Origin of the sequence: Micromonospora sp. WMMD1120 (assembly GCF_029626235.1) — a bacterium.
Classification (GTDB): domain Bacteria; phylum Actinomycetota; class Actinomycetes; order Mycobacteriales; family Micromonosporaceae; genus Micromonospora.
In genome coordinates, this window is record NZ_JARUBO010000005.1 from 2186579 (window position 1) to 2209416 (window position 22838).

Here is a 22838-nt window from a genome sequence, read left to right on the forward strand (position 1 = left end):
GCACGCTCACCGACCCGGGTCAGCACGGCTGGTCCCGGTGCGTCGTGCCGGCGTTGATGAGCCAGCGACCGTCGGGATATCGGGTCGCGGTGGCGGTGGAGAGGTGCCTGCCGCCGCCACTGCCGGGAACCGGGCGCTTGTCCTTGGCGTAGACCAGCCGGTAGCCGGTGGTGTCCAGGCAGTCCTGGATCTCCACTGTGGCCGGCTTCACGTCCAGACTGACGGCGGTCACGGTCGGGTCGGACTTCAGTGTCCCGGTACGCATGGCACCGTGCTCCTTGGCGTCACGAATGGACAGCTGGACCCGGGTGAGAAGTGGATCAGCCAGGAACCGGGACAGTTCCGGTGCCCGCGGATCACTGCGTACGCCGGCCGCACGAGAGGCCGCCAGATAACCGGAGTACGCGTCCAGCGCCGCTTTTTCGGCAGCTCGCCGTGCGGCGTCGGGATCGGTCAGTTGTGCGTTGTCGCGGGCTGTCGTCGGCCGTTCGACCGTCGCCTCCCGTCCGCTGGCGCATCCGGTGACCGGCACTGCCGCCACGACCGCCAGCAGGCAGATTGCCGCTCGTCTGAGCTGCCGTCCGCGCACCGTCGAGCCTCCTCGGGGTCGCCCGTGGCGATGCCGGTGCACCGCCGGCGGGCATGCGGAAGCGCGCCCGGATCAGCACATCCGGTGCCGTTCATTGCGCTTCTGCATTCACCGTTACGGATCTTTTACAAATTCCAGGTCCTGTGTCGTCCGGTGGTGTTGGTGAGGCTTGCGTCACACCCAAGGGGCGAGCATAGGCTGACGTCAGCCGATGCAACAGAGGCAATTCATTTGAACACTCTGCGTGATGTCAGGTGGTGGTGACGGGTGTGCGCGGTGCGTGCCGACCAACGGCCGTGCAAAAAGTCGCGAATGGTGGGGCATCGACGTGCCGGAGCGGTATCGGTCGGCCACGTGGCCGGCGCCGAGCCGGCGAGACGGGCCGGCCGACAGTTCGGCGGGCGGGTCTCTTTCCGCACCATCCGCCACACCCGAGCGATCGTCCCGTCACGATCCGTGTTCAGTTTCACCGGGTGGCGGAGCGTCCGTACGGGGATGACATGGCGCTGACCGACCCTCCAGCGGCGGTGCCCGGCCGGGGCAACCCATCCGAACGGAGCCCGGCGACGGTGCCGGGTCGGGTGTTGGCGGTCCTCGCGGTCAGTCCGCTCATCCGGATGGCGGCCGCGCGCTACGCCGTACCCCCGGGTCTGCCCGACCGGACCGGCTGCGCTGCCTGCGGCGCGCCGGTCAGCCTGACCCGGCCCTGGCCGGCGCTGGGTCCGACGGCCCGGTGCCCGCGCTGCCGTGCCCGGGTCGGGCCGCCGCCGGGAACCGTCGAGGTGGCGGTGCTCGCGGCGGTGACGCTGCTGGCGCTGGGTGGCCCGTGGGGCGGGACGCTGCCGGCGCTGGCCTGGTGGCTGGGCTGGACGATTCCGGCGGTCTTCGTCGACCTGGCCGTGCACCGGTTGCCGGATCGGCTCACGGTGCCGGCGGCGGCCGGAACGTGGTTGCTGCTCGGCGTGGCCGCTCTCGACGCCGAACCGGAGCACTGGTTGCGGGCCGTGCTCGCCGGTGCGGGACTGGCGTCGTTCTTCGCCGCCACCACGCTGCTGCTCGGTCGCCGGGGTTTCGGACTGGGCGACGCCAAGCTGGCGCTCGGCGTGGGGGCGCTGCTCGGCTGGCACGGCTGGCCGGTGCTGCTGCTCGGGATGCTGCTCGCGTTCGGGTTGTCCGCCCTGGTCAGTCTGGGTCTGCTGAGCACCCGCCGCGCCTCCTGGAGCACCCACCTGCCGCTCGGCCCGTTCCTGCTCGTCGGCACCACCGGCGCTCTCCTGCTGATCACCTGACCGTGCGCGCGCCGTCCGGCGCGGCTCGGCGTCAGGGGCGGGAGCGGCTGGCCAGTTTGGCGACCGGGTCGTCGGCCCGCTCGGCGCGGCGGCGGAGCACCTCAGTGGCCGGGCGGGTCAGCAACGGGGTCGCCACCACGGCGACCAGGGCGCCGAAGAGCACGCCCGCGATCACGTCGTGCGGGTAGTGCACGCCGACGAAGACCCGGGAGAAGGCGCCGAGCGCGGCGAGCGGCAGTGCGACAAGGCCGATCCGGCGGGAGAGCAGCAGCGTGGTGACCGCGAGCGCACCGGCGATGGTGGCGTGGTTGCTGGGGAACGACCAGTCGCCGGTGGGTGGACAGACATCCGCGATGATCGCCCGGCCGATGGTCCGGCAGGGGCGCTCCTCGTCCACCACCGTCTTGAACCACTCGCTGCCCGCGTACGCCAGCACCGCCGGCAGCGGCGCGATCAACGCGAGGGCCCGGCCGTGCGGGCCGCCGGACCAGCGACTCAGCGCGGCCAGCAGTAGCAGCGCGCCGAGCAGCAGGATCACGCCCTCGGTGGCGTGCCCGACGAACCACCGCACCGGCTCGGGGCTGCGGGCGGCGGCGTCGACGACGTCGCGGTACCACTCCGCGCTGATCTCCGGAACATCAATGCTCTCGGTGTCGACCATGCATCACCTCACCTCTCGTTCATACCCTGTTCACCTTGCATACACCTGGGGAACGGGTAACGGGAAACGCCCACATCCGTCCCTCAGGAACCGCACAGCCGGCTCTGCTTGGCTGGCCCGGGACGTCGGCATCCGCGGGAGGCTTCGTGCACAGCAGTTCGGCCACCGATCGGCAGTCGCCGGTCGACGGCGTCGGGGACGACGAGACCTGGCGGATCCGGCGTACGGCGGACGACGCGGACCGGCTCGGGGAGACCGAGTCGATCTTCGCCTTGGGTAACGGGTGGGTCGGCTGGCGCGGTGTCCTCGACGAGGGCGCCCCGTGCGGGATGCCGGGCAGTTACCTCAACGGCTTCCACGAGCGGCGCGAACTGAGCTACCCCGAGGAGGGGTACGCGTTCCCGCTAGCCAGCGACACCGTCATCAGCGCACCGAACGCGGCGCTGATCCGGCTCTGGGTCGACGACGAGCCGCTGGACATCCGGACCGGCACGCTGCGCCGCCACGACCGGGTGCTCGACCTGCGCGCCGGAGTGCTGCGCCGGGAGACCGAGTGGATCTCACCGGCCGGTCGGGGTGTCCGCGTCCGCAGCACCCGGCTGGTGTCGTTGCCGCGTCGCCCGGTGGCCGCCGTCCGGTACGAGGTCGAGCCGTTGGACGCCGCCGTCGAGCTGCGGGTGTGCTCGGATCTGCTGGCGAACGAGAAGGTGCCGGAGCGCTCGGACGACCCCCGCGCCGCCTCGGTGCCCACCGATCCGCTGACCGGCGAGCTGCACCGGGCGTCCGGCCTGGACGGGGTGCTGGCGCACCGCACCGAGCGCAGCGGCCAGCGCGTCGCGGTCGCGGTCAGTCACCTGGTGGACGGACCGGGCACGGTGGCCGTCACGGGTGACAGCAGTCCGGACCGGGTACGGCTGACAGTCGCCGGCCGGCTGGGCCCGGGGGAGCGGCTGCGGCTGACGAAGTTCGCCGCCTACGAGTGGGCGCCGGTCGACGGGACGCCCGCCGACGAGTTGGCCGCCCTCGTCGCCGCCGAGGCCGACGCGGCCCGCGCGGACGGCTTCGACGCGCTCGGCGAGGACCAGCGAGCCGCCCTGGACGCGGCCTGGCAGGTCGCCGACGTGCGGCTCGACGGCGATCCGGAGCTCCAGCAGGCTGTCCGGTTCGCGATGTTCCACCTGATCCAGGCCGGTCGCCCGGACTCCGACCGGACCATCTCGGCCAAGGGGTTGACCGGCAACGGCTACGACGGGCACGTCCTCTGGGACACCGAGAGCTACGTCCTGCCGGTGCTCACCTACCTGGCCCCGGCGGTGGCCCGTTCGGCGCTGACCTGGCGGCACGCCCACCTGCCGGAGGCGCGCGAGCGCGCCGCCGAGCTGCGGTTGACGGGTGCGACCTTCCCGTGGCGCACCATCGGCGGCCGGGAGAGCTCCGGTTACTGGCCGGCGGGCACCGCAGCGCTGCACGTCAACGCCGACATCGCCGACGCGGTGCTGCGCTACCTGGCGGTCACCGACGACCAGCGTTTCCTCGCCGAGGCGGGGCTGGAGCTGCTGGTGCAGACCGCGCGGCTCTGGCACGGGTTCGGTCACTTCTCCGCCGACGGCACCTTCCACCTGTACGGTGTGACCGGCCCGGACGAGTACGCCGCGCTGGTCGACGACAACGTCTTCACGAACCTGATGGCCAGGCGCAACCTGCGGGGCGCCGCGGATGCCGCCGAGCGCCACCCCGACCTGGCCGACCGTCTCGGAGTCGACAGGGGCGAGCCGGCCCGCTGGCGGGCCGCCGCCGACGCGATGGCCATCCCGTACGACAGCGAGCGGCGGGTGCACGAGCAGGCCGCCGGGTTCACCCGGCAGCCCGAGTGGGACTTCGCGAACACCACCGACGAGGACTATCCGCTGCTGCTGCACTTCCCGTATTTGGAGTTGTACCGCAAGCAGGTGGTCAAGCAGGCCGACCTGGTGCTGGCCATGCAGCTCTGCCCCGGCGAGTTCACCGCCGACGAGAAGGCCCGCAACCTGGCCTACTACCAGGCCCGCACCGTCCGCGACTCGTCGCTGTCGGCCGCCCCGCAGGCCGTCCTGGCCGCCGAGGTCGGCCACCTGGATCTGGCGTACGACCTGTTCGCCGAGTCGGTGCTCCAGGATCTGGCCGACCTGGGCGACAAGACCGCCGACGGGCTGCACCTGGCCTCGCTGGCCGGCGCGTGGCTCGCGCTGGTGCAGGGCTTCGGTGGGCTGCGCGACGATCGGGGCGTGCTCTCCTTCGACCCTCGACTGCCGGACCGGATCGACCGGTTGGCGTTCAGCCTGCGATGGCGCGGCCACCGGCTACGGGTCACGCTGACAGCGGCCGAGGCCCGCTACGAGCTGCCCGACGCCGCGCCCGACGTCGAGGTGGAGCTGTGGCACCACGGCGCGGCGCTGCGGCTCACCGGCGCCGATCCGGTCACCCGGCCGATGCCGCCGGTGCCCGACCCCGGCCCGGAACCGCCCTCCCCACCGGGGCGACGCCCCACCCGCCGCTCGGCCGACTGAACCGCCGCATCCGCCCGGCCGGCGTGGCTCAGGCCGGCACGGGACCGCCGGCCATCCGCTCCCGGACGGCCTCCAGCGCCTCGAAGGCGTACGCCCAGTTGTGGCACTTGAAGCTGCGCAGGCCGTCGATCGCGGTGTGACAGTCGGAGCAGCGTACGCCGGCGATGGCGGCCGGGATCTCGGTGTTGACGTACTTGCGGTCGCCGAGGATGACAGTGGCGATCATGTTCTTGTCGTGCAGCCCGGAGAGCGCGGACGAGACGATGTCGTACCAGGTGACCCGCCGGCCGCACTTCGGGCAGTCGGGCTCGTCGCCGCTGACCCAGAGCGGTGCGCCGATGCTGCGCGCCGGCATGCCCAGCAGCTTCTCCAACCGCCGGACGTCCGACTCCGGGGTGGTCCAGCGGTGCCGGCCGGGCAGTGATGCGGGCGAGTCGTACACGGCGCGGAACAGGTCGTGATCGACCTGCACGGTCTCGCGCTGAGCGGTCATCGGCGTCCCTCCTCGTTGAGTCGGTGCCCCCACCGTGGTCAGCGGTGACCATGGGCGCAGTCGGATCAACGACAGGAGGGGCCCGGGGGTCGTTCCTCGAAGTCGCCGCTTCCGCCCTCGGTGCCCGGTCGCGGGTGGTACGACGGATGCGGGGCGGGTGTGCCACCCGGGGGGAGCGCCGATGCCGAGCCGAGCCGACCGGCTGCTGCGGCGAACTGACTCGCCGCTGAACGCGTCGTTCCTCGAACTCTTCTTCGACCTGGCCTTCGTGCTCGCGCTCAGCCAGTTGGCCGAACACCTGCTCGACGACCTCACTGTGGCCGGCGCGCTGCGGACCGCGCTGCTGTTGACCGGCGTCTGGTGGATCTGGGTGCCGACCACCTGGTTCGCCGACTGGTACGACCCGCAGAGCCCCGCCGTACGGTGGTTGCTGGTGGGTTCCGCGCTGGGCAGCCTGCTGGCCGGGGTGGCGATCCCGCAGGCGTTGGACGGGCGGGGTCTGCTCTTCGCCGGCGCGTACGTCGCGGTGCACATCGCACGCGGCGTGGTCACCACCTTCGCGCTGCGCGGGCATCCCCGGCAGGGCCGGACGCTGCGGATCCTGTGCTGGTTCAGCGTCTCCGCCGTGCCGTGGCTGGTCGGTGGGTTCCTGCCGGAGTGGCGGGTGCCGCTCTGGCTGCTCGCCCTCGCCATCGACCTGGTCGGCCCACGACTCGGCTGGCCGACGCCCCTGATGGGCCGGAGCGGGCAGAGGGAGCTGCACCTCGCCGGTGGGCACTTCGCCGAGCGGTACCAACAAATCATGATCATCGCGCTCGGCGAGCTGGTCCTGGTCGCCGGTCTCTCGTACGCCGGCACCGACCTGCACCTCACGCGGACCATCGCGTTCCTGCTGGTCTTCGCCACCGCGGTGCTGATCGGCCTGCTCTACGTCACGCCCGCCGGGCAGCGGCTGGGCCGGGCCATCGAACACGCCGATCCGTCCCGGCTCGGCGTCATCACCGGATACCTGCACCTGGTGATGATCGCCGGATTGGTTCTCACCGCGGTGGGCGCCGAGCTGAGCATCACCCACCCGCTGCGTACCGACGACACGACGGCTGTCGTCGTCATCCTGAGCGGCCCGACGCTGTTCCTCGTCGGGCGGATCCTGTTCTCCATGGCGATCCACCGGCGGCTCTCCTGGCCGCGGGTCGCCGCCCTGTTCGTGCTCTCCATCGCGGCGTCGTTGCTGCGGCTGCCGCTGCTGGCGGTCAGCGCGGTCGCCACCACAGTGGTGCTCGTGGTGGTCGTCCTGGACCACGCCGGCATCACCTACTCCCGACGCCGAACCGGAGCGTAGGTGGATCGGCTGTGCCGGGTCCTGTCGGTGCCAACCGCGCCCAGACGCCCGGCTCATCGAGATCGCCGAGCGCTGGGCGCCGACCCATCGTCAGTCGGCGGGTGAGGTCATCGTGGCGGCGCGGGAGGAGTTCCCCGCCTTCGACGAGCTGATCGACTCACTCTGCCGATAACGTGCCACCTCATCCCTTCACCGCGCCGGCGGTGAGTCCCTCGGTCAGGAAGCGCTGCCCGAAGGCGTACATGATGACCACGGGAATGCTGACGAGCAGCGACGCGGCGGCGAGTTGTCCCTGGGGGACGACGTCTCCGGCGATCATCGACTGCATCCCCACCGGGAGCGTCTTGTACTCGTCCTTCGTGATGAACACGAAGGCGAAGAGGAACTCGTTCCAGGCGTTGGTCAGCGTGAAGAGCGCGACCGCCAGGAGCCCTGGCTTGGCGAGGGGCAGCACCACCCGGCCGAACGCCTGGATGCGGCTGCAGCCGTCGACGAGCGCCGCCTCCTCCAGCTCGATGGGGATCGACGAGAAGTACCCCACCAGCAGCCAGGTGGCGAACGGCAGCGTGAAGGTCGGGTACGTCAGCACCAGCGACCACAGCGAGTCGGTGAGTCGTGCGCCGATGAGCATCTGGTAGAGCGGGATGAACAGCAGCGCGCCCGGCATCACGTAGGTGAGCAGCACCGTGACGGTGAAGCCCTGTGCCCCCCGGAAGCGCAGCCGGGCCAGCGCGTAGCCGGCCAGCGCGGCGCAGACCAGCGCCACCGCTGTGGACGCGGCGGACACCAGCAGCGTGTTCAGATACCAGCGGCCGAACGGCTGGTTGCTGAACAACGCGGTGAACTGCTCAAGGGTCCACGGCGTGGGCCACAGGTCGTGCTCGCGCATCACCACCTGGCCTTCGGACTTGAAGGCCGTGACGGCGATCCAGTAGAGCGGACCCAGCACGAAGAGGAGCAGCCCGGCCAGCGCGACACCGGACCCGAGGCCCGACACCACCGACGAAGACCGGCGACCGCCGCGGGACTTCAGCAACGAGACCACCTGACCGACCGCCGCCGCGATCAGCAGGATCACGCCGAGGACCACAGCGGCCTTCCAGAAGATCTGTGGCGATGCCCAGAACAGCAGGATGGTGACGACCGCGGCGACGACCCACGGCAACGCCCGGCGCACCGGTCCGGCCCACTGCCCGACCCGTCGCGCCACCCGGTTGCGCCGGGGAAGCGGGCTGCCGGCGTCCTGGCGCAGCAACCGGACCAGGACGAAGACCAGCCCGCCGATGATCGGCAGCATGACGAGGGTGACCGCCGCTCCCGCGCCGTACTGCAACTGCAGAATCGCCTTCGAGTACGCGACGAGCACGTACGGCGCGGTCACGTCACCCGGGCCGCCCTGGGTCAGCAACCAGACCAGGTCGAAGTTGTTGAACGTCCAGATCGACGACAGGGTCACCGTCACCGTGATCACGTGGCGCAGTCCGGGCAGCGTCACGTGCGTGAACCGCTGCCACGAGGAGGCGCCGTCGATCGTCGCCGCCTCGTACAGGTCGGCCGGGATCGCCTTCAAACCGGCGAGGAAACACACCGTGAAGAACGGCACGCCCTTCCAGACGTTGACGAGGATCACCGACGGCATGGCCAGCGACGGGTCGGACAGCCAGCCCGCCGGCCAACTGTCGACCAGGTGGGCGCTGGCCAGCAGCGGTCCGATCCCCGAGGCGGTGAGCAGCGTGTTGACGCTGCCGAAGATCGGGTCGAAGAGCGCGCGCCAACTGAACGCGGTCACCACCGTCGGCACCACCCACGGCAGCAGGAGCAGCCCGGCCAGCACGGCCCGCCCACGCCGGCGATGATGCAGCAGCAGGGCTGCGGCCAGCCCCAGCACGACCTTGAAGATCTCGGCGTACGCGGTGAAGACGAACGAGTTCACCACGCCCGTGTGGAACTGGTCGTCACCGATGAGGGAGAGGTAGTTGTCCAGGCCGACGAAGACGGTGTCCTGCCCGTGCCGCTCGGTCGTGCTGGTGACGACCGACCGGGCGATCGGCACCAGCACCAGACCGCCGACCAGCACGGCCATGGGGGCCAGGAACAGTGTGGCCAGCCGCCAGTCCCGACCCAGTCGTCTCTGGGTGGCGGTGAGTGAGCCGGACCCCGGCGTCGGGAGCTTTCCCGACGCCGGGACCCGCACCGGACGGGCCGTCCTCACTGTGGCAGCCCCTGCTGGTTGAAGATCTGCACCATCTTGGCGTGCGCGGCGGTGACCGCCTGCGCGGGCGCCGTACCCTGCACGACCTGCTGCATCATGTCGGTGAGCACGTAGGCCGCGCCGACGGCCTGCTGGCCGGCGCTGGCCTTCTGCGGGAAGGACAGGCCGTTCGTGGTGGTCAGCGGCAGCTGCATCTGGGTGATCTTGCGCAGCATGGGGAACGCCGGGTCCCCGCTGGTGAAGAACGGGTCGGCGTCCCAGACCTTCTCCCAGGCGGGCATCACCAGGCCGGGTGCCTCCTTCGCCACCCCGAGCAGGGCGGGGGCGCTGACCAGGTACTGCGCCAGGAGCTTGGCGAGCGTCGGGTTCTTCGCGCCCTTGAAGATGACGAAGCCCTGGGACTGGCCGAGCAGCAGGGACTTGTCGGTCGCCGGTCCGGTGCAGTCGGGGAACACGTGGGTGTTCGGGTACACCGGGTTCTTCTTCGTCCTGGAGTCGGCGTAGACGCTGAACTGGTTACGCGTGTAGCCGACCACCCCGGCGAGCCAGTTCTCGTTGTTGCTGGTGTCGGTCCAGCTGGCCACCCCGGGCGGCAGCATCGGCTTGTACTTCGGGTTCGTGTAGATGTCGCCCAGGAAGGTCACCGCCTGCACGGTCTCCGGCGAGTTGAAGGTGACCTTCCGGCCGTCGTTGGAGGCGATGGCCCCGCCGTACGAGTTGATCAACGCCTCGATCATGCCGTTGCCGTCGCCGGAGCGGTTCACCGTCATGCCCCAGCCGAACCGTCGCTTGCCCGGGTCGGAGATCTCCAGGCAGAGGTCCCGCAACTCCTCCCAGGTGTAGCCGTCCTTCGGGGTGATGCCCTTGTCCTGCATCCAGTCCTTGCGCAGGAACGAGCCGATACCGATGAAGTGGTACGGGATCGCGTACCACCTGCCGTCGAAGACGCAGTAGTTCTTCGCCTCGGCGCAGGGCTCGCCGTACTTGGCCGTCAGCGCCTGGACGACGTCCGTCACATCCTCCAGGTCACCGAGCCCCTGGAACTGCGCGACGAACCGCGAGTCGGTCATGAACGCCATGTCACGCGCCACGCCACCCTGCACCTCGGCGTGGATCTTGGCCACCACGTCACCGGCGTCGGCCTGCACCAGGCTGTTCTCGATCTTCGTGCCGGTGGTGTCGGCGAACTTCTTGATCGAGCTGTCGAGGGCGTCGTTGGCCGCCGTCGAGTACAGCTTCTGCGACAGCATCCCCATCGAGGAGCCCTTCGACGCCGCCGCGGCGTCGATCAACTCCTGCGGAACCTCCGGCTGCACCTTGGTCGGTGATTCGGAGTCGCCCCCGCAGCCGGCCAGTCCGGCCGCGCCGAGTACCCCCACTCCCAGTCCCAGGAATCCGCGCCGGGACCACACCGGGCTCTCCTTCATGGACATCCGCCTCCCTCTTTCCGCACCGCTGCACGCCCGAGGGCGTCGGTCATCGTCGTTTGAGTTGGTGGGGTAGCCACGGTGCTGTCGGGCCCGCCCCGCCCCGCCGCGCCACGCCCCGGAGGTCCGCTCGCACGCGTCGTCCCGGCGCTGTCCGGCACCCGGATCGGATGCCGCGTGTTTCCTACAGATCCGTCACGTCGGTAATGGCCTGCGTTCGCACCGGGACGCGTCGGGCCGTGGCTCGTCGATCGACGCGGCAGCGCGAGGTGATCGGCGACCGGGCCGAGATGGTGGCGCTGGTGTGCCAGTTCCGTCGAGCCACGGGACCACCGCCGTTCGAGATTTCGAACTGAGTTCGAGATACCGCATCAAGTGGTCGCGACGCTAGAGCAGCTATGCAAAGGATGTCAATGTTTCGATGATGTTTCGAGCCGAAAACGGGAGGTCGGCTATCGAGGTTGCGCGCGGTATCCCATCCGGGTCGACAGGGCGGCCGCTCCCTCGCGGACCAGCTCGGTCCACTTCACCTGCACCTGCGGGGTCCAGCGGATGATGGGCGCGGACAGGCTCATCGCCGCGATGGTGGCGCCGGAGTGGTCGCGGATCGCCGCGGCGACGCAGCGCATGGCGGTGTCAGACTCGCCGACGTCGACCGCGACGCCCTCCGTCCGGACACTGTCGAGATGTGCCCGTAGGCGGTCCGGATCGGTGATGCTCTCCGACGTCATGCCCGGCAGCGCACCGTTCGCCAGAATGGCGTCCAGGCTGGCCCGGTCGAGGCCGGACAGCAGAATCTTGCCGACCGCCGTGCAGTGCGCCGGCAGGCGCCGGCCGACCCCGGAGACCATCCGGACGGGGTGCGTGCTGTCAAACTTGACCAGGTAGATCACGTCGGCGCCGTCGAGCACCGCCACGTGCACCGCCTCGTTGCACGCGGCGGCCATGTCCCGGGCCACGCACTGCGACTCGCGGACCAGATCGAGCCGGCCGGCGAACGCGGTGCCGAGTTGGAACAGCGGCATGCCGAGCCGGTACTGCACCGGCTGTCCCGGGACGGAGATCAGGTATGACCGGGCCTCGAGCGTGACGAGCAGTTCGTGAACCGTGGTGCGGGGCAGGTCGAGCCGCTCCATCACCTGGCGGGCCGAGAGTTGAGGATGGTCCAGGAACAGTTCGAGGACGTCGAGCGCGCGGATGACCGCCGGAACCACACGGGGCATGTCGATAGTCCCTTCGCAGTGCCAGGCCGGATCAACGATCTCCACGGACCAGCACCTGAAGAGGATAACCGCGTCAGCTTTCGCCGCCAGGTTCCGGACCCGCCGTCGCGCGAACACCGCCGATCCGCCGTGGTTGTCGTCCCTGGCATCGCCGATCAGAATGATCATGTCGGAGCGCGACAGCATCCGGCGCGTTGGTAAGGGAGGTCTGGTGCGCAAGCTCGTGTACTACATCGCCGTCACCCTGGACGGCTTCGTCGCCGGCCCGGACGGCGCGGACCCCACCGGCCCGGACGGCTTCTGGCCGATTCCGGAGGACTATCTGGGTCACCTCGTCGCCGAGTATCCGGAGACGCTGCCGGGGCCAGCCAGGCAGGCCTTCGGCATCACCGACGAGGGCAGCCGGTTCGACACCGTCCTGGAGGGACGCCACTCCTACGAGGTGGGCCTGAAGGCCGGCGTGACAGACGCCTACCCGCACCTGCGCCACCTCGTGTTCTCCCGCACGCTGGGCGGCAGCCCGGACCCGGCCGTCGAGGTCCTGGCCGCGGACCCGATCGCCACGGTACGCGAGCTGAAGCGGCACGACGGCAAGGACATCTGGGTCATCGGCGGTGGCAACCTGGCCGGTGCCCTCTACCCCGAGATCGATCAACTGATCGTCAAGCTCGCGCCGCTGACCATCGGCGCCGGCATTCCGCTGTTCGGCAGCGAGGCCGTCTTCGCACCGCGTACCTGGCGCCTGACCGACCACACGGTGCTGGACAGCGGAGCGATCTTCCTCACCTACGTCCGCGCGAACGACTGAGACAGGTCCGGGCGAGCGCCCCCACCGGCGGCGTGACCGACGCCGACTCAGTCTCGGGGTGGGCCTCGCCGGGCGCGGCGGTAAGCACGTTGCCGGCAGGCATCCGAACAGAAGGCCCGATCGCTGCGCGCGCCCGGATCCACTGGTCTCCCACACCCCAGTCGGGCGCACAACTTCGGCAACCACGCGATCTGAAACGGCACTCTGAACTCTCGCCTGATCGCGAGCGCGAGATCGGCGGGCGAGATCGGCTCTCGCAGGCGACTGGCCAATGTGTAGGTCAGGCTGTACAGCTGAATTCTGCCCATGCTGGCAGCCGCGTCGACCGATCGACGGTCTCGGTAGTGCCTACGCTGCCGGCAGTTGTCGGAACAGTATTTTCTGTCCCTCCTGCTGGCCTGCGGAAGTGGAGTTTCGCAGACCTGGCAGCGGCGCCCGACAAGCACCACCGCATCGTAGGGCGTTACGGCTAATTTCGACGGCTGGCATCACTCGGAGCGGCGCTGACCAGGCCTGTCGGCCTGGGCTCAAGTGTTCATAAGTGGTCGGGCGCACTCGCGTCGCCCGCCACGCTTCTCTGGCATGCCGCGAAGGAGGGAATCATTGAAGTGGCGCACCTTATCGATCTTGACAGTGAGCGCGGTTGCCGGAGCCGCTCTCGGCATCGCCAGTTCAGTCCAGGATGGATTCTTCGGCGCTCTCGGCCTCGCCACGCTTCTGCACACGATGACCGAACCGAAGTCGCCCACCGGAGATGATTGAGGCCACCCCGCCGGTATTCCTGCCGACCCGGAACCCGGCCGCACGGGCGACAGCTCGATTCCTGCGGTGCGTCTGCTTCGATCGCCAGCCGTAGTTCAGCGAGGGCCGCGACCGGTGGCGCCGTCGAGGAGTTCTCGAGCGGCATCGAGGTGGCCGGCGTGGCGGGCGGTCTCCTCGATTATGTGCATGGCCACCCAGCGAAGGTCGGTGATCGGCTCGCCCGGCCAGTCGCGCCCGGGTGCGCCGAGCAGGGACGCGTCCAGGTCGACCGAGCGCAGGACCTGGTTCGAGATCTCACACTGACCCCGATAATGGTCGATCACCGCGGCGGTCGAGTGTTCGGTGGTGAACGGCGCCGTCGGGTCGTACGGCGGGTCGTCGATGTCGTCGTCCCAGGTCACCTGTGGTTCGGTGCCGAGGGTGACGCGTTGGAACCAGTGGGCTTCCGCGCCGGCGAGGTGCTGGATCAGACCGATGGGCGTCCACCCCGACGGAAACACCGGCGTACGCAGCTGGGACTCGTCCAAGCCGTCGATGATCGCCAACACGGCGGCCCGCTGCTGATCGAGAAAGTGCTGCAACCGGTCCAGTTCGCTGATTGTCGACTCACGCACGGGCCGACTCTAGACCGAACCGGGGCATCGAGGTTGCCCCGAACGGCCCACCGGAGGCGACATCGCCGCGCCAGCGACCCCAGCGCCGCCCCGGTCCGCTACCGGTCGCCGTCGTGGATTCGGCAGGTGATGATCTCGACGTCGTCCTTGCTGAGTTGCCACACACCCGGCCGATGCTGTACCCGCTGCTGCACGGGCCGAGATCGCGGTTCGCGCGACCCGACACAGAGCCGCTGACCTGCGGAGGAGTGGGCCGCCAGGGACTCGAACCCTGAACCTATGGATTAAAAGTGCCCAGGAGCGGACAAAAGCGCGCTAAGTGCCGTGCGGTGATGACGGTCCGGACTCCGCGTGTGTCGTCCGGCCGTGTTCGCGCTGGTCCGCGCCCAACCTGCGTGTCGTGATGTTGCGGTGGCCGTCCAACGAGGGCCCGAATCCGGGGACGGCGTAGCGAATCCGATTGATGCGGCGTCGTCCGAGCACCCGTAGAGCACCCACGAGCCGACGCGGTCCGGCGTCGGCGATCCATCTGGTGAGCTGCAAGCGCCTGGGTCAGCTGCCTGTTCTGCCTGGTCGGCTCACCATTCCCGATTGGCGATCAGTCGCTCACTGTCGGCGTCGGTGAACCCGTAGCTCGTCGCGACGAACCAGAATTCCTCTCCGATTGCTTCACGCGCGACCGTCTCGATCTCGCTGCCAGCCGCCTCGAACTCCGCCTCAAGCAGATTGAACTCGTCGGTCGCATCGTCGGTGAGTGTGTATGTAGAGGGCTGCTAGTACTCCAGCCGGGGATCGTGATCACGGCTCGATGAGGGCTTGTCGGGCGTAGTGGCTGGTCATGGCTCTGGCTTGGTGGCGGCGTCTGCGGATGGACCAGAGCAGCGGGTCGCAGCGTCGGCGGGTGGGTTCGATGATCAGGATGTGGAACAGGTGGCGTAGCTCGTTGACGGTTAGCGGGATCAGCTCGACCGGCTGGTTGTCGTTGCCGTGGTCGGCGGTCGCGGCGGCGAGGAACGCGTGGGCGAGGATCGCCAGGGTGGTCCAGCGGTGCCAGGAGGCCCAGCGGCGGTGTTGGTGCTGGTCGAGGCCGAGGCCGGTCTTCGCGGCCTGGAATGATTCCTCGATTTTCCAGCGTCGGCCGGCGACCGCGACGAGAGTGCCCAGCGCGACGACCTGCGGTGACCAGCAGCGATAGAAGGCCAATTCACCGGTGCGGTGGCTGCGGCGGATCAGCAGCCAGTGGTGCCCGCCGTGGGCGTCGGTGGCGTGGGGCAGGGCGATGAAGGACCAGTCGTAGTAGCGGTGGCCTTTCGCGCCCCGGCCGGAGGACATCCGCTGCCAGGCGGTGGCGGGAAGCTCGGCGGCGAGGGCGTCGACGCGGTAGACGTCGAGGCCGGTGATCACCTGATGTGAGCAGGCCACGGCCAGGACATAGCCCAGTCGCAGCTGACGCAGCCGGGCGGCCAGGTGGGGATCGTTGCCGTAGGCCTCGTCGCCGGTCGCCCACCGGCACGGCAGCTCAGCGGTGACCGCGGCGGCGATCATGCGGGCCGCCAGCTGCGGTTTGGTCGCGAAACGCACCTGCTCAGGGATACCGGCCTCGGCCCGGCGATCGGGATCGTCGCACCACGACTTCGGCAGGGTAGAGGGCCCTGTCGAGCATTGCGTGAGCAGCATCGGTGGCATAGACCAGGTGCACGGCGAGCTGGCAGTTCTCGATCTTCCCGGCCGTGCCCGAGTACTGCCGCTGCACACCGACGGTGTGCCGGTCCTTCTTCAGATCCCCCGTCTCGTCGATGACCAGCACCGCCTCGACATCCCCGAGGTGCTCACCGACGAACTGCCGGACATCGGCACGAACCTCGGCGTCGTCCCACACCATCCGGGTCAGCAGCTCCTGCATCCCGTCCGGGCCAGCATCCCCAGCCTGCTCGGCAATGGTTCAGCAGTTCTTCCGCAGCAGCGGGGCCAACAACCCTCGAACGAAGTCCCGGACCCGCCGACGCGGTTCCGGCCTGCGGAAACGCTGCCCGACCGTCAACATCAGCTCATCGAACAACACCCGCCACTACTGGGCGTCTACCCTATATCCGGCAACCACCGCTGCGTCATGGTCAGTCCACACAACCGCCCATGATCAGCGGTGGCTGCCCTCGTTCCCTCACCGCATCGAACCGCAGCTCAGCCAAAGTCAACATCCCCGGCTGGAGTATTAAAGAGACCGCGAGATCCTGAGTTGGGCTGGGTTCGAGCCATTGGTCGACAAAGGTCTATTGATCAGGCGACGCGGCGACACGGGCGGTCCCTACCGCGGACGGCGGCGAAGGAGACCACAGTTTAGACCACCCGTTCCCAACGGAGAAGCGGGACAAGTCGATGCCATGGCAAAGGGGTCCCAAGCGGCTCGCCGCTACCTTCCCGAGGCCACACCGAGGCACGCAAACCGGGCAGGATTGCCGCAACTTGCCGCTAAGTCCCCACCGCCTATACCGCAAGCGCTTAGCGCATATCCGACAGAAGATGTCGCCGAGATCGCCTGTTCAGCGCCACACCGCTTAGTCTGCTACGGCGTCAAGAGGCCGCCGACCGATGGCTAGCAGCATGGGCGACATGCGGTCACGTGTCTAGGAGGAATAGCAGCCGTGCCCCAGCTAGTGCGAATCGAAGTAGACGGCATGCTTGGCCGGTTCGACCATGTGGTGCCCTTCCCAGAGGACTGGGAGTTCGTTATCATCCACGGTCCGAACGGAGTAGGTAAAACAAAGTTCCTTGAGCTCCTGTCGGCAACCTTTAATTTCCAGATCGGTCGGATAGCCTCAATTCCTTTTCAAAAGGCGCGCTTTGATTTTGACGACGGAGCGTCTCTTCGGGTAACTAAGGTTGTCGCTTCACCTGAAGAGATAAGGCCTAGGCGCGCCCGTAACGTGAGTTTGCACAGTGGTATAAACCTTCACTTTGAAATACTAGGCGTCAAAGGTCCGAAGATATCGTGGACGTCGCAATCGGATATCTCGCCTTCAAGCGCCCGTCTCCGGCAGTTCCTCATGCAAGTCGCTCCGGTGCAAAGGATTGGTGGCGACCGCTACCAGGACATGTCCAACGGGGATTTGCTCAGTTTCATCGAGGTGCTCGACAAATATGGCCACATGTTGCCACAGGAACTATCTCCAGTGGCAGAGCGCCCGGCAGAGCTCAAGGACTTCCTTGCGCAAACGAAGGTTTATCTAATCGAAACGCAACGGCTCCTGAACCTTCCGACGCGGGTATCAAATATCCAGACGCGGCCTGCGCCCGATGCAGAGCTGCCGCAATCTCGGGTATCTTACTATTCTGACGACCTCTCCCGGAGACTGCGCGAGGCACTAGCGCAGAACTCACGCCGCTCGCAGGAGCTTGACCGAACGTTTCCGCTTCGGCTCCTGCAAGGAAACACCTCTGTCAAGGTGACGGACGATCAGATTCGCCGCAAGTATGCCCAGCAGGACCAATTGCGCGCTCGTCTCGCCGAGATTGACGTAGCTCAGGCGTCGTCTGGCTACTTCCCGCTGCCGGAACGGAGCCTAGAGCCGTGGGAACGGCGCGTTCTGTGGACCTACCTTGAAGACACGGAGCGCAAGCTCGAAACCTTTAAGGACGTTCTCGACAGAGTTCGCCTACTTAAGGAGATCGTCAATTCGCGTTTCAAGTACAAGACTCTGCGCATCAGCAGGGAGCAGGGCTTCCTCGTTGAAACAAATGACACCGGCCAGGAAATCCCTCCCGACCGCTTGTCGTCTGGCGAACAGCACGAGCTTGTTCTTGCCTATGATCTGCTGTTTCAAGTGCAAGAGAAAACGGTTGTGCTCATTGATGAGCCTGAGATCTCCTTGCACGTCGGCTGGCAGCGACAGTTTTTGTACGACCTTGTTGAGATAGCAAAGGTTACCTCTCTGCGATTCGTGATCGCAACGCATTCTCCTCAAATCATTCATAAGTGGCGAGAAAGGACGGTGCCATTGGTTCCGAAGTCGGAAATGGATGATTGAGTTGTTTGAACTTCTGACGGGTGACGACCTGTACGCCGAAGTACTCTTACTTCTCGACGACACGGGGAAAGGTGTCGTCTTAGTCGAGGGGCCCGACGACGTCGACACTCTCGATACCCACGTCGACGAGGACAAGTTCTATCTAATTCCGGGTTATGGCAAGACCTCGGTAGTTGAGACCATTGCGCTTGTCGACGCGGATCAACTCGACTTAGTTCTAGCGATCCTGGACAGGGACTGGGTGGGTATTCTCGATGAGCCCAATCCGTCCAGCAACGTTGTCTACACCGACATGTACGACCTAGACTCGACAGTAATGCTAACTGGAGATAGCTGCTCCCGTGTCGTCACGAGCTTCTGTAAGACTGCTGTGATGAAGAAGCATGTGGCGCAATCGGAGTTCGGCAAGCCCCTAGAGTTCGCGATTCGGCCCGCAGTGGCGGTGGGTGCTATTCGACTCATTACCCGTGAGCATGGTTTAAACCTCCGGGCCCGAGAATTCCCGGTCGCTGAGATTATGGATTTTGATGGGGGGCACCCGAACCTCCAGTTGGCCGCCACGATCGCGATCTCCAAGGCTGCCGGCGCTCGTCCTAAGGAAAAGGCTGAAGAAGTGCTGCCACTTTTGGCGGCTAAGTATGGCGAGATCGACATGGAGGCTCGTTACTGCTCCGGTCACGACATATTCCCGGCCCTCGCGGCGGTGATGAAGAAGCGGTGGGGTGGATCGGTTAATGCGAACAACGTAGCGAAAGCAATACGGGCCGCCTTTTCCTGCGCGGAGCTAATGCGTACGAGCCTTTATCGGGACGTTGAAGCGTGGGCAGAGTCGCGGTCAACCTATGTGTGGAACTGTCCCGAGATCATGCGTGGCGTAGTGTGACCGCCGATGCCGAGTGAAGCGCCATCCCGTCCGGCCCGTCTTCGCACTCGGGCCGGGTACCTGGCTGACGTGTACCTGACTGAACTTCATCAACAGGGAGCCGGTTAATACTCCAGCCGGGGATGTTGACCTTGGCTGAGCTGTGGCTTGATGCGGTGAGGGAACGAGGGCAGCCACCGTCGATCATGGGCGGTTGTGTGGACTGACCATGACGCAGCGGTGGTTGCCGGATATAGGGTAGACGCCCAGCGGTGGCGTTGTTCGACGACCTGATGCTGACGGTTGGGCAACGTTTCCGCAGGCCGGAGCCTCGCCGCCGGGTGCGTGACTTTGTTTGGGTTCTGCTGGCGCCCTTGCCGCGGAAGAACTGCTGGACGATCGTCGAGCATGCCGGTGACGCCGGCCCGGATGGGATGCAGGACCTGCTGACCCGGGGAAGTGGGATGACGCCGCGGTTCGCGCTGATGTCCGCGAGTTCGTCGGCGAGCACCCCGGTGATGCCGAGGCGGTGCTGGTCATCGACGAGACGGGGGATCTGAAGAAGGGCCGGCACACCGTCGGCGTTCAGCGGCAGTATTCGGGCACGGCGGGGAAGATCGAGAACTGCCAGGTCGCCGTGCATCTGGTCTATGCCACCGAGGCTGGTCACGCGATGCTCGACACGGCCCTCTACCTGCCGAAGTCCTGGTGCGACGACCCCGAGCGTCGAGCTGAGGCCGGTGTTCCCGAACAGGTGCGCTTCGCGACGAAGCCGCAACTGGCGTCCCGGATGATCGAGGAAGCAGTCAGCGGCGGGCTGCCCTGCCGGTGGGCGGCCTACCGCTGCTGGTCACCTGAACTCACCCCGCTGCGCACCCTCGTCCTGGTGGCCGGCCGCCGCTGGACGATCGAGGAATCGTTCCAAGCCGCGAAGACCGACTCGGCCTGGACCAGCACCAGAACTGCCGCTGGACGTCCTGGCACCGCTGGACCACCCTCGCAATCCTCGCCCACGCCTTCCTCGCCGCCGCGACCACGCACCGCAGCCGTCCCGATCCGGCCGGGCTGATCACGCTGACCGTCAACGAGCTACGCCACCTGTTCAACATCCTGATCATCGAACCCACCCGCCGCCACACCGACCCGCTGCTCTGGTCAATCCTCCGACGCCGTCACCAGGCCAGAGCCATGACCAGCCACTACGCCCGACAAGCCCTCACTGAACCGTGATCACGATCCCCGGCTGGAGTACTAGGTCCTTCAGCTGCTCCGCCTCGATCTGCTCGCACAACCGCAGCAGGATCGCTCGGCCCTTGTCGACGACGTGGTCCGGGAAGTACTCGTCCTCGTGCAACTCCTGCAGGAAGGCGTACGCCGTCACCTGCTGGTTCGTGAGCGACACGGTCAAGGCTCCCCTCCGCGGATCCACCAATCGATCATGCGACACGCTGCCGACATTTTCGGCCTTGCCGAAGGCGCAGCACATAACGCCTCTCGCAACACGCTTCACCCCGTCAGCCGGAGGCCTTCGACGACAGTCAGTCGTAAGTTCGCCCGGGACGGCGATGTCAGCGCCTCGCCTCGGCGGGAGGGAGGTGCACTTCCTCCTGCGATGTGGCTGCCAGCCTCGGATCGACAGGTGCCGAAACCCGACACACGGCAGGCATTCCTGTCACAGTGACAAAAACCTATGGTGGTCTCATGGTTAAGCCTCAGGGCAGCCCAACGGCTGTGCTCGTCGCGGTGGATCTCGTCATCCTCACGCTGCGGGAAGCCCGCCTCCACGCGCTATTGATTCAGCGGGGCATCGAGCCGCACTCCGGTCGTCTTGCTCTCCCTGGTGGATTCCTGAAGCACCCCGAGGAAGACCTCCTCGACGCAGCCCATCGCAAGTTGGCGGAGGAGGCAAGCCTCGGCTCGGAGCACCCACACCTCGAACTTCTCAGCGTGTACGGCACTCCGGGCCGGGATCCGAGAGGGCGTGTGCTGTCCGTCGCCTACCTGGCCATCGCGCCCCGGCTGCCGGAACCGACTGCGGGTAAGAACGCTACCCAGGCTTACTGGGTGCCAGTCGAGGAGGCGCTCTCCGACCACGTACGGCTCGCCTTCGACCACCGTCAGATCCTCCTCGACGGTGTGGAGCGGGCCCGCGACAAGTTGGAGCGGACCGCACTCGCCACCGCCTTCTGCGGGTCGACGTTCACGATCTCCGACCTGCAGGAGGTCTATGAGGCGGTGTGGGGAGTACAGCTCGATCCCCGGAATTTCTATCGGAAGGTTCAGAGCGTCCCCGGCTTCATCGTCCCGGCCGGACCTATTCGGAAGGCCGAGAGCGGGCGCCCCGCGCGGCTGTTCCGCCCTGGACCGCAGGTGGTGTTGAGGCCGCCAATGACCAGGCCCAACCCGACAGACAAGGAGCCGACGTGAGTTCAGACGAAGACCTCGTGGTAATCCTCACGGCCCTGGATCTTGAGTACGAGGCGGTCCGTGGCCGGCTGAGCGGCCTTGCCGTCCGGCGCCACGCCGCCGGCACGCGCTTCGAGGTCGGTCGTATCGGGCAGAGCGGACCTCGGGTGGCGCTGGGACTGGTCGGTATGGGCAACCATCCCTCCGCGGTGCTGGCCGAGCGCGCGATCGCCGAGTTCCGGCCCTCTGCTGTGCTCTTCGTTGGTGTGGCCGGCGGCCTGAGACACAGCGTCGCACTCGGCGATGTCGTCGTCGCGAGGAAGATCTACGCCTACCACGGGGGCACCAGCGAAGACGACGGGTTGAAGGCTCGGCCGAAGGCCTGGGAGATCCCGCACGAGGCGGATCAGGTCGCCCATCACGTCGCCAGGGTCGGCGAATGGAGCCGTGATCTCTCCGACGCACCCAACATTCGGGTTCACTTCGGCGCGATCGCTGCCGGTGAGGTGGTGCAGGACTCGGCGATCTCCGCCCAGGCCCAGTGGATTCGACAGCACTACAACGACGCGGTGGCGATCGAGATGGAGGCTGCCGGTGTCGCGCAGGCCGGCCACCTCAACCGAGCGCTTCCGGTGGTGGTCGTACGAGGAATCAGTGACCGGGCAGACGGCAGCAAGGCCGTCACCGACGGCCAGAACTGGCAGCCACGGGCTGCGCGTCACGCTGCCGCCTTCGCCATCGCGCTGGCCCAGGAACTGACCATCGACAGCGGCCGCGGAAACGGTACGCCGAGCGGACACGGGAGCGCTTCGATGCCCATGAAGAACGAGAACCTCGCGACCGGCAACGCCCGGGTCGGGGTGCAGGCGGGTCAGATCCACGGCAACGTCACCATCGGCGTCAGTCGGGAGGACCCAGTCGACCTCGCGGTCAGCATTGCCGACCTCCGGCGCCAGATGAAGCAGGCATGCCTGGACGGCAGGTTGGACGAGGAGACCTACGCGGCGGCAGAAGCGGAGCTGGACGCGGCGGCCGGCTGCCTGCGCGACGGATCTGCCACCGACCGCGGCGGATTCCTGGTCTCCCTCAAGCGGCTGCGAGGTTTGGTGGCCGACGTTTCCGAGCTGGCGGCGAGGCTGGCGATGATCATCGCGGCCGCGAGGGGTATGGCATGACGTCGCAGTCCACCCGCAACGTCGCCCAGGACAACGCATATGTCGGCGTCCAAGTGGGTGCCGTAGAGGGTGACTTCCACCATCACCACTACGCGCCTGCGGACCCCGATGCCACGCCTGAGGGCGAGTTCGAGGCCGGTGTGCGATACCTCGACAGGTTCCTGCTCGACACGGCGCGACAGCACATCGAACGAGCGGTCACCCGTGGCTGCCCCATCACTCCTCGGGTCCAGTTCTACCGCCTGGTCGCCCTGCTCAGTGGGCGGACCCCGCGCCAGTTGGAGGACGAGGAGTGGAAGCGGCTTCTGGCTATTTGGAGCGACCCGCCTGATCTCGACGAATGGGACGATTGGACGTTTGGGGCTCCGGGCGATCCTGAGGCTGCTGAGTTCGACTGACGCCGC

18 protein-coding genes and 2 pseudogenes are annotated in these 22838 nt (G+C 67.5%); 11 read left to right on the plus strand and 9 right to left on the minus strand.

Annotation, left to right across the window (positions count from 1 at the left end; all coding sequences use genetic code 11):
* Positions 1-19: 19 nt before the first annotated feature.
* The gene (locus O7634_RS10385; RefSeq protein WP_278149917.1) at positions 20-589 is read right to left on the minus strand and encodes a hypothetical protein; all 570 of its coding nucleotides are present in this window, start codon (positions 587-589) and stop codon (positions 20-22) included.
* A 473-nt stretch (positions 590-1062) separates the two neighbouring features.
* Here O7634_RS10385 and O7634_RS10390 point away from each other — a divergent pair, with 473 nt between their 5' ends.
* Positions 1063-1878 carry an A24 family peptidase gene (locus O7634_RS10390; protein WP_278149918.1) on the plus strand — a complete coding sequence of 272 codons (816 nt, stop codon included), beginning with the start codon at positions 1063-1065 and terminating at the stop codon, positions 1876-1878.
* A gap of 31 nt (positions 1879-1909) precedes the next feature.
* On the opposite strand, the gene O7634_RS10395 is transcribed toward O7634_RS10390, so the two are convergent.
* On the minus strand, positions 1910-2539 hold the full coding sequence (locus O7634_RS10395; protein ID WP_278149919.1) for a phosphatase PAP2 family protein: 630 nt from the start codon (positions 2537-2539) through the stop codon (positions 1910-1912).
* A 146-nt stretch (positions 2540-2685) separates the two neighbouring features.
* On the opposite strand from O7634_RS10395, the gene O7634_RS10400 reads away from it, so the two are divergent.
* Complete coding sequence (locus O7634_RS10400) at positions 2686-5085, plus strand: glycosyl hydrolase family 65 protein (protein ID WP_278149920.1); 2400 nt, start codon at positions 2686-2688, stop codon at positions 5083-5085.
* 28 nt (positions 5086-5113) lie between these two features.
* Here the strand turns inward: O7634_RS10400 and O7634_RS10405 are convergent, their stop codons facing one another.
* On the minus strand, positions 5114-5578 hold the full coding sequence (locus O7634_RS10405; protein ID WP_278149921.1) for a hypothetical protein: 465 nt from the start codon (positions 5576-5578) through the stop codon (positions 5114-5116).
* Positions 5579-5759: 181 nt separating this feature from the next.
* On the opposite strand from O7634_RS10405, the gene O7634_RS10410 reads away from it, so the two are divergent.
* Positions 5760-6920: a low temperature requirement protein A gene (locus O7634_RS10410; RefSeq protein ID WP_278149922.1), complete on the plus strand. Its 1161-nt coding sequence runs from the start codon at positions 5760-5762 to the stop codon at positions 6918-6920.
* A gap of 181 nt (positions 6921-7101) precedes the next feature.
* Here the strand turns inward: O7634_RS10410 and O7634_RS10415 are convergent, their stop codons facing one another.
* From O7634_RS10415 to O7634_RS10425, 3 genes are all read right to left on the minus strand, one after another.
* A complete protein-coding gene (locus tag O7634_RS10415) occupies positions 7102-9132 on the minus strand; it encodes an ABC transporter permease subunit (RefSeq protein ID WP_278149923.1) in 2031 nt (676 codons plus the stop codon).
* A complete protein-coding gene (locus O7634_RS10420; RefSeq protein WP_278149924.1) occupies positions 9129-10565 on the minus strand; it encodes an extracellular solute-binding protein in 1437 nt (478 codons plus the stop codon). Before O7634_RS10420 ends, O7634_RS10415 begins: the two co-directional genes overlap by 4 nt.
* 446 nt (positions 10566-11011) lie before the next feature.
* Complete coding sequence (locus O7634_RS10425; protein ID WP_278149925.1) at positions 11012-11782, minus strand: IclR family transcriptional regulator; 771 nt, start codon at positions 11780-11782, stop codon at positions 11012-11014.
* 211 nt (positions 11783-11993) lie between these two features.
* Between O7634_RS10425 and O7634_RS10430 the strand changes: the two genes are divergently transcribed.
* Both O7634_RS10430 and O7634_RS10435 read left to right on the plus strand, forming a co-directional pair.
* Positions 11994-12590: a dihydrofolate reductase family protein gene (locus tag O7634_RS10430; protein ID WP_278149926.1), complete on the plus strand. Its 597-nt coding sequence runs from the start codon at positions 11994-11996 to the stop codon at positions 12588-12590.
* Positions 12591-13193: 603 nt separating this feature from the next.
* Positions 13194-13352 carry a hypothetical protein gene (locus tag O7634_RS10435; RefSeq protein ID WP_278149927.1) on the plus strand — a complete coding sequence of 53 codons (159 nt, stop codon included), beginning with the start codon at positions 13194-13196 and terminating at the stop codon, positions 13350-13352.
* A gap of 95 nt (positions 13353-13447) precedes the next feature.
* Here the strand turns inward: O7634_RS10435 and O7634_RS10440 are convergent, their stop codons facing one another.
* Together O7634_RS10440 and O7634_RS10445 are read right to left on the minus strand one after the other, a co-directional pair.
* Positions 13448-13966, minus strand: a complete 519-nt coding sequence (locus tag O7634_RS10440; protein WP_278149928.1) for a DinB family protein — start codon at positions 13964-13966, stop codon at positions 13448-13450.
* Between the two features lie 798 nt (positions 13967-14764).
* Positions 14765-16010 (minus strand): annotated as a pseudogene (locus O7634_RS10445) (IS701 family transposase).
* Between the two features lie 598 nt (positions 16011-16608).
* Between O7634_RS10445 and O7634_RS10450 the strand changes: the two are divergent.
* The 3 genes and pseudogenes from O7634_RS10450 to O7634_RS10460 form a co-directional block, all read left to right on the plus strand.
* Positions 16609-17991 (plus strand): AAA family ATPase, encoded by a 1383-nt coding sequence (locus O7634_RS10450; protein ID WP_278149929.1) that lies wholly within the window; start codon positions 16609-16611, stop codon positions 17989-17991.
* 1 nt (position 17992) lies between these two features.
* Positions 17993-18874 (plus strand): hypothetical protein, encoded by an 882-nt coding sequence (locus O7634_RS10455; protein WP_278149930.1) that lies wholly within the window; start codon positions 17993-17995, stop codon positions 18872-18874.
* A gap of 272 nt (positions 18875-19146) precedes the next feature.
* A pseudogene (locus O7634_RS10460) lies at positions 19147-19879 on the plus strand (IS701 family transposase); the annotation flags it as partial.
* Between the two features lie 190 nt (positions 19880-20069).
* Here O7634_RS10460 and O7634_RS10465 read toward each other — a convergent pair.
* Positions 20070-20255 carry a DUF5713 family protein gene (locus O7634_RS10465; protein WP_278149931.1) on the minus strand — a complete coding sequence of 62 codons (186 nt, stop codon included), beginning with the start codon at positions 20253-20255 and terminating at the stop codon, positions 20070-20072.
* 299 nt (positions 20256-20554) lie between these two features.
* Here O7634_RS10465 and O7634_RS10470 point away from each other — a divergent pair, with 299 nt between their 5' ends.
* The 3 genes from O7634_RS10470 to O7634_RS10480 are packed head-to-tail and all read left to right on the plus strand — an operon-like array spanning position 20555 to position 22832.
* On the plus strand, positions 20555-21280 hold the full coding sequence (locus tag O7634_RS10470; protein WP_278149932.1) for an NUDIX domain-containing protein: 726 nt from the start codon (positions 20555-20557) through the stop codon (positions 21278-21280).
* Positions 21277-22434 (plus strand): 5'-methylthioadenosine/S-adenosylhomocysteine nucleosidase, encoded by a 1158-nt coding sequence (locus O7634_RS10475; RefSeq protein WP_278149933.1) that lies wholly within the window; start codon positions 21277-21279, stop codon positions 22432-22434. The genes O7634_RS10470 and O7634_RS10475 overlap by 4 nt, the downstream gene beginning before the upstream one ends.
* Entirely contained in the window at positions 22431-22832 is a 402-nt protein-coding gene (locus tag O7634_RS10480; RefSeq protein WP_278149934.1) for a hypothetical protein, read from the plus strand. The genes O7634_RS10475 and O7634_RS10480 overlap by 4 nt, the downstream gene beginning before the upstream one ends.
* The last annotated feature ends 6 nt before the right edge of the window (positions 22833-22838 follow it).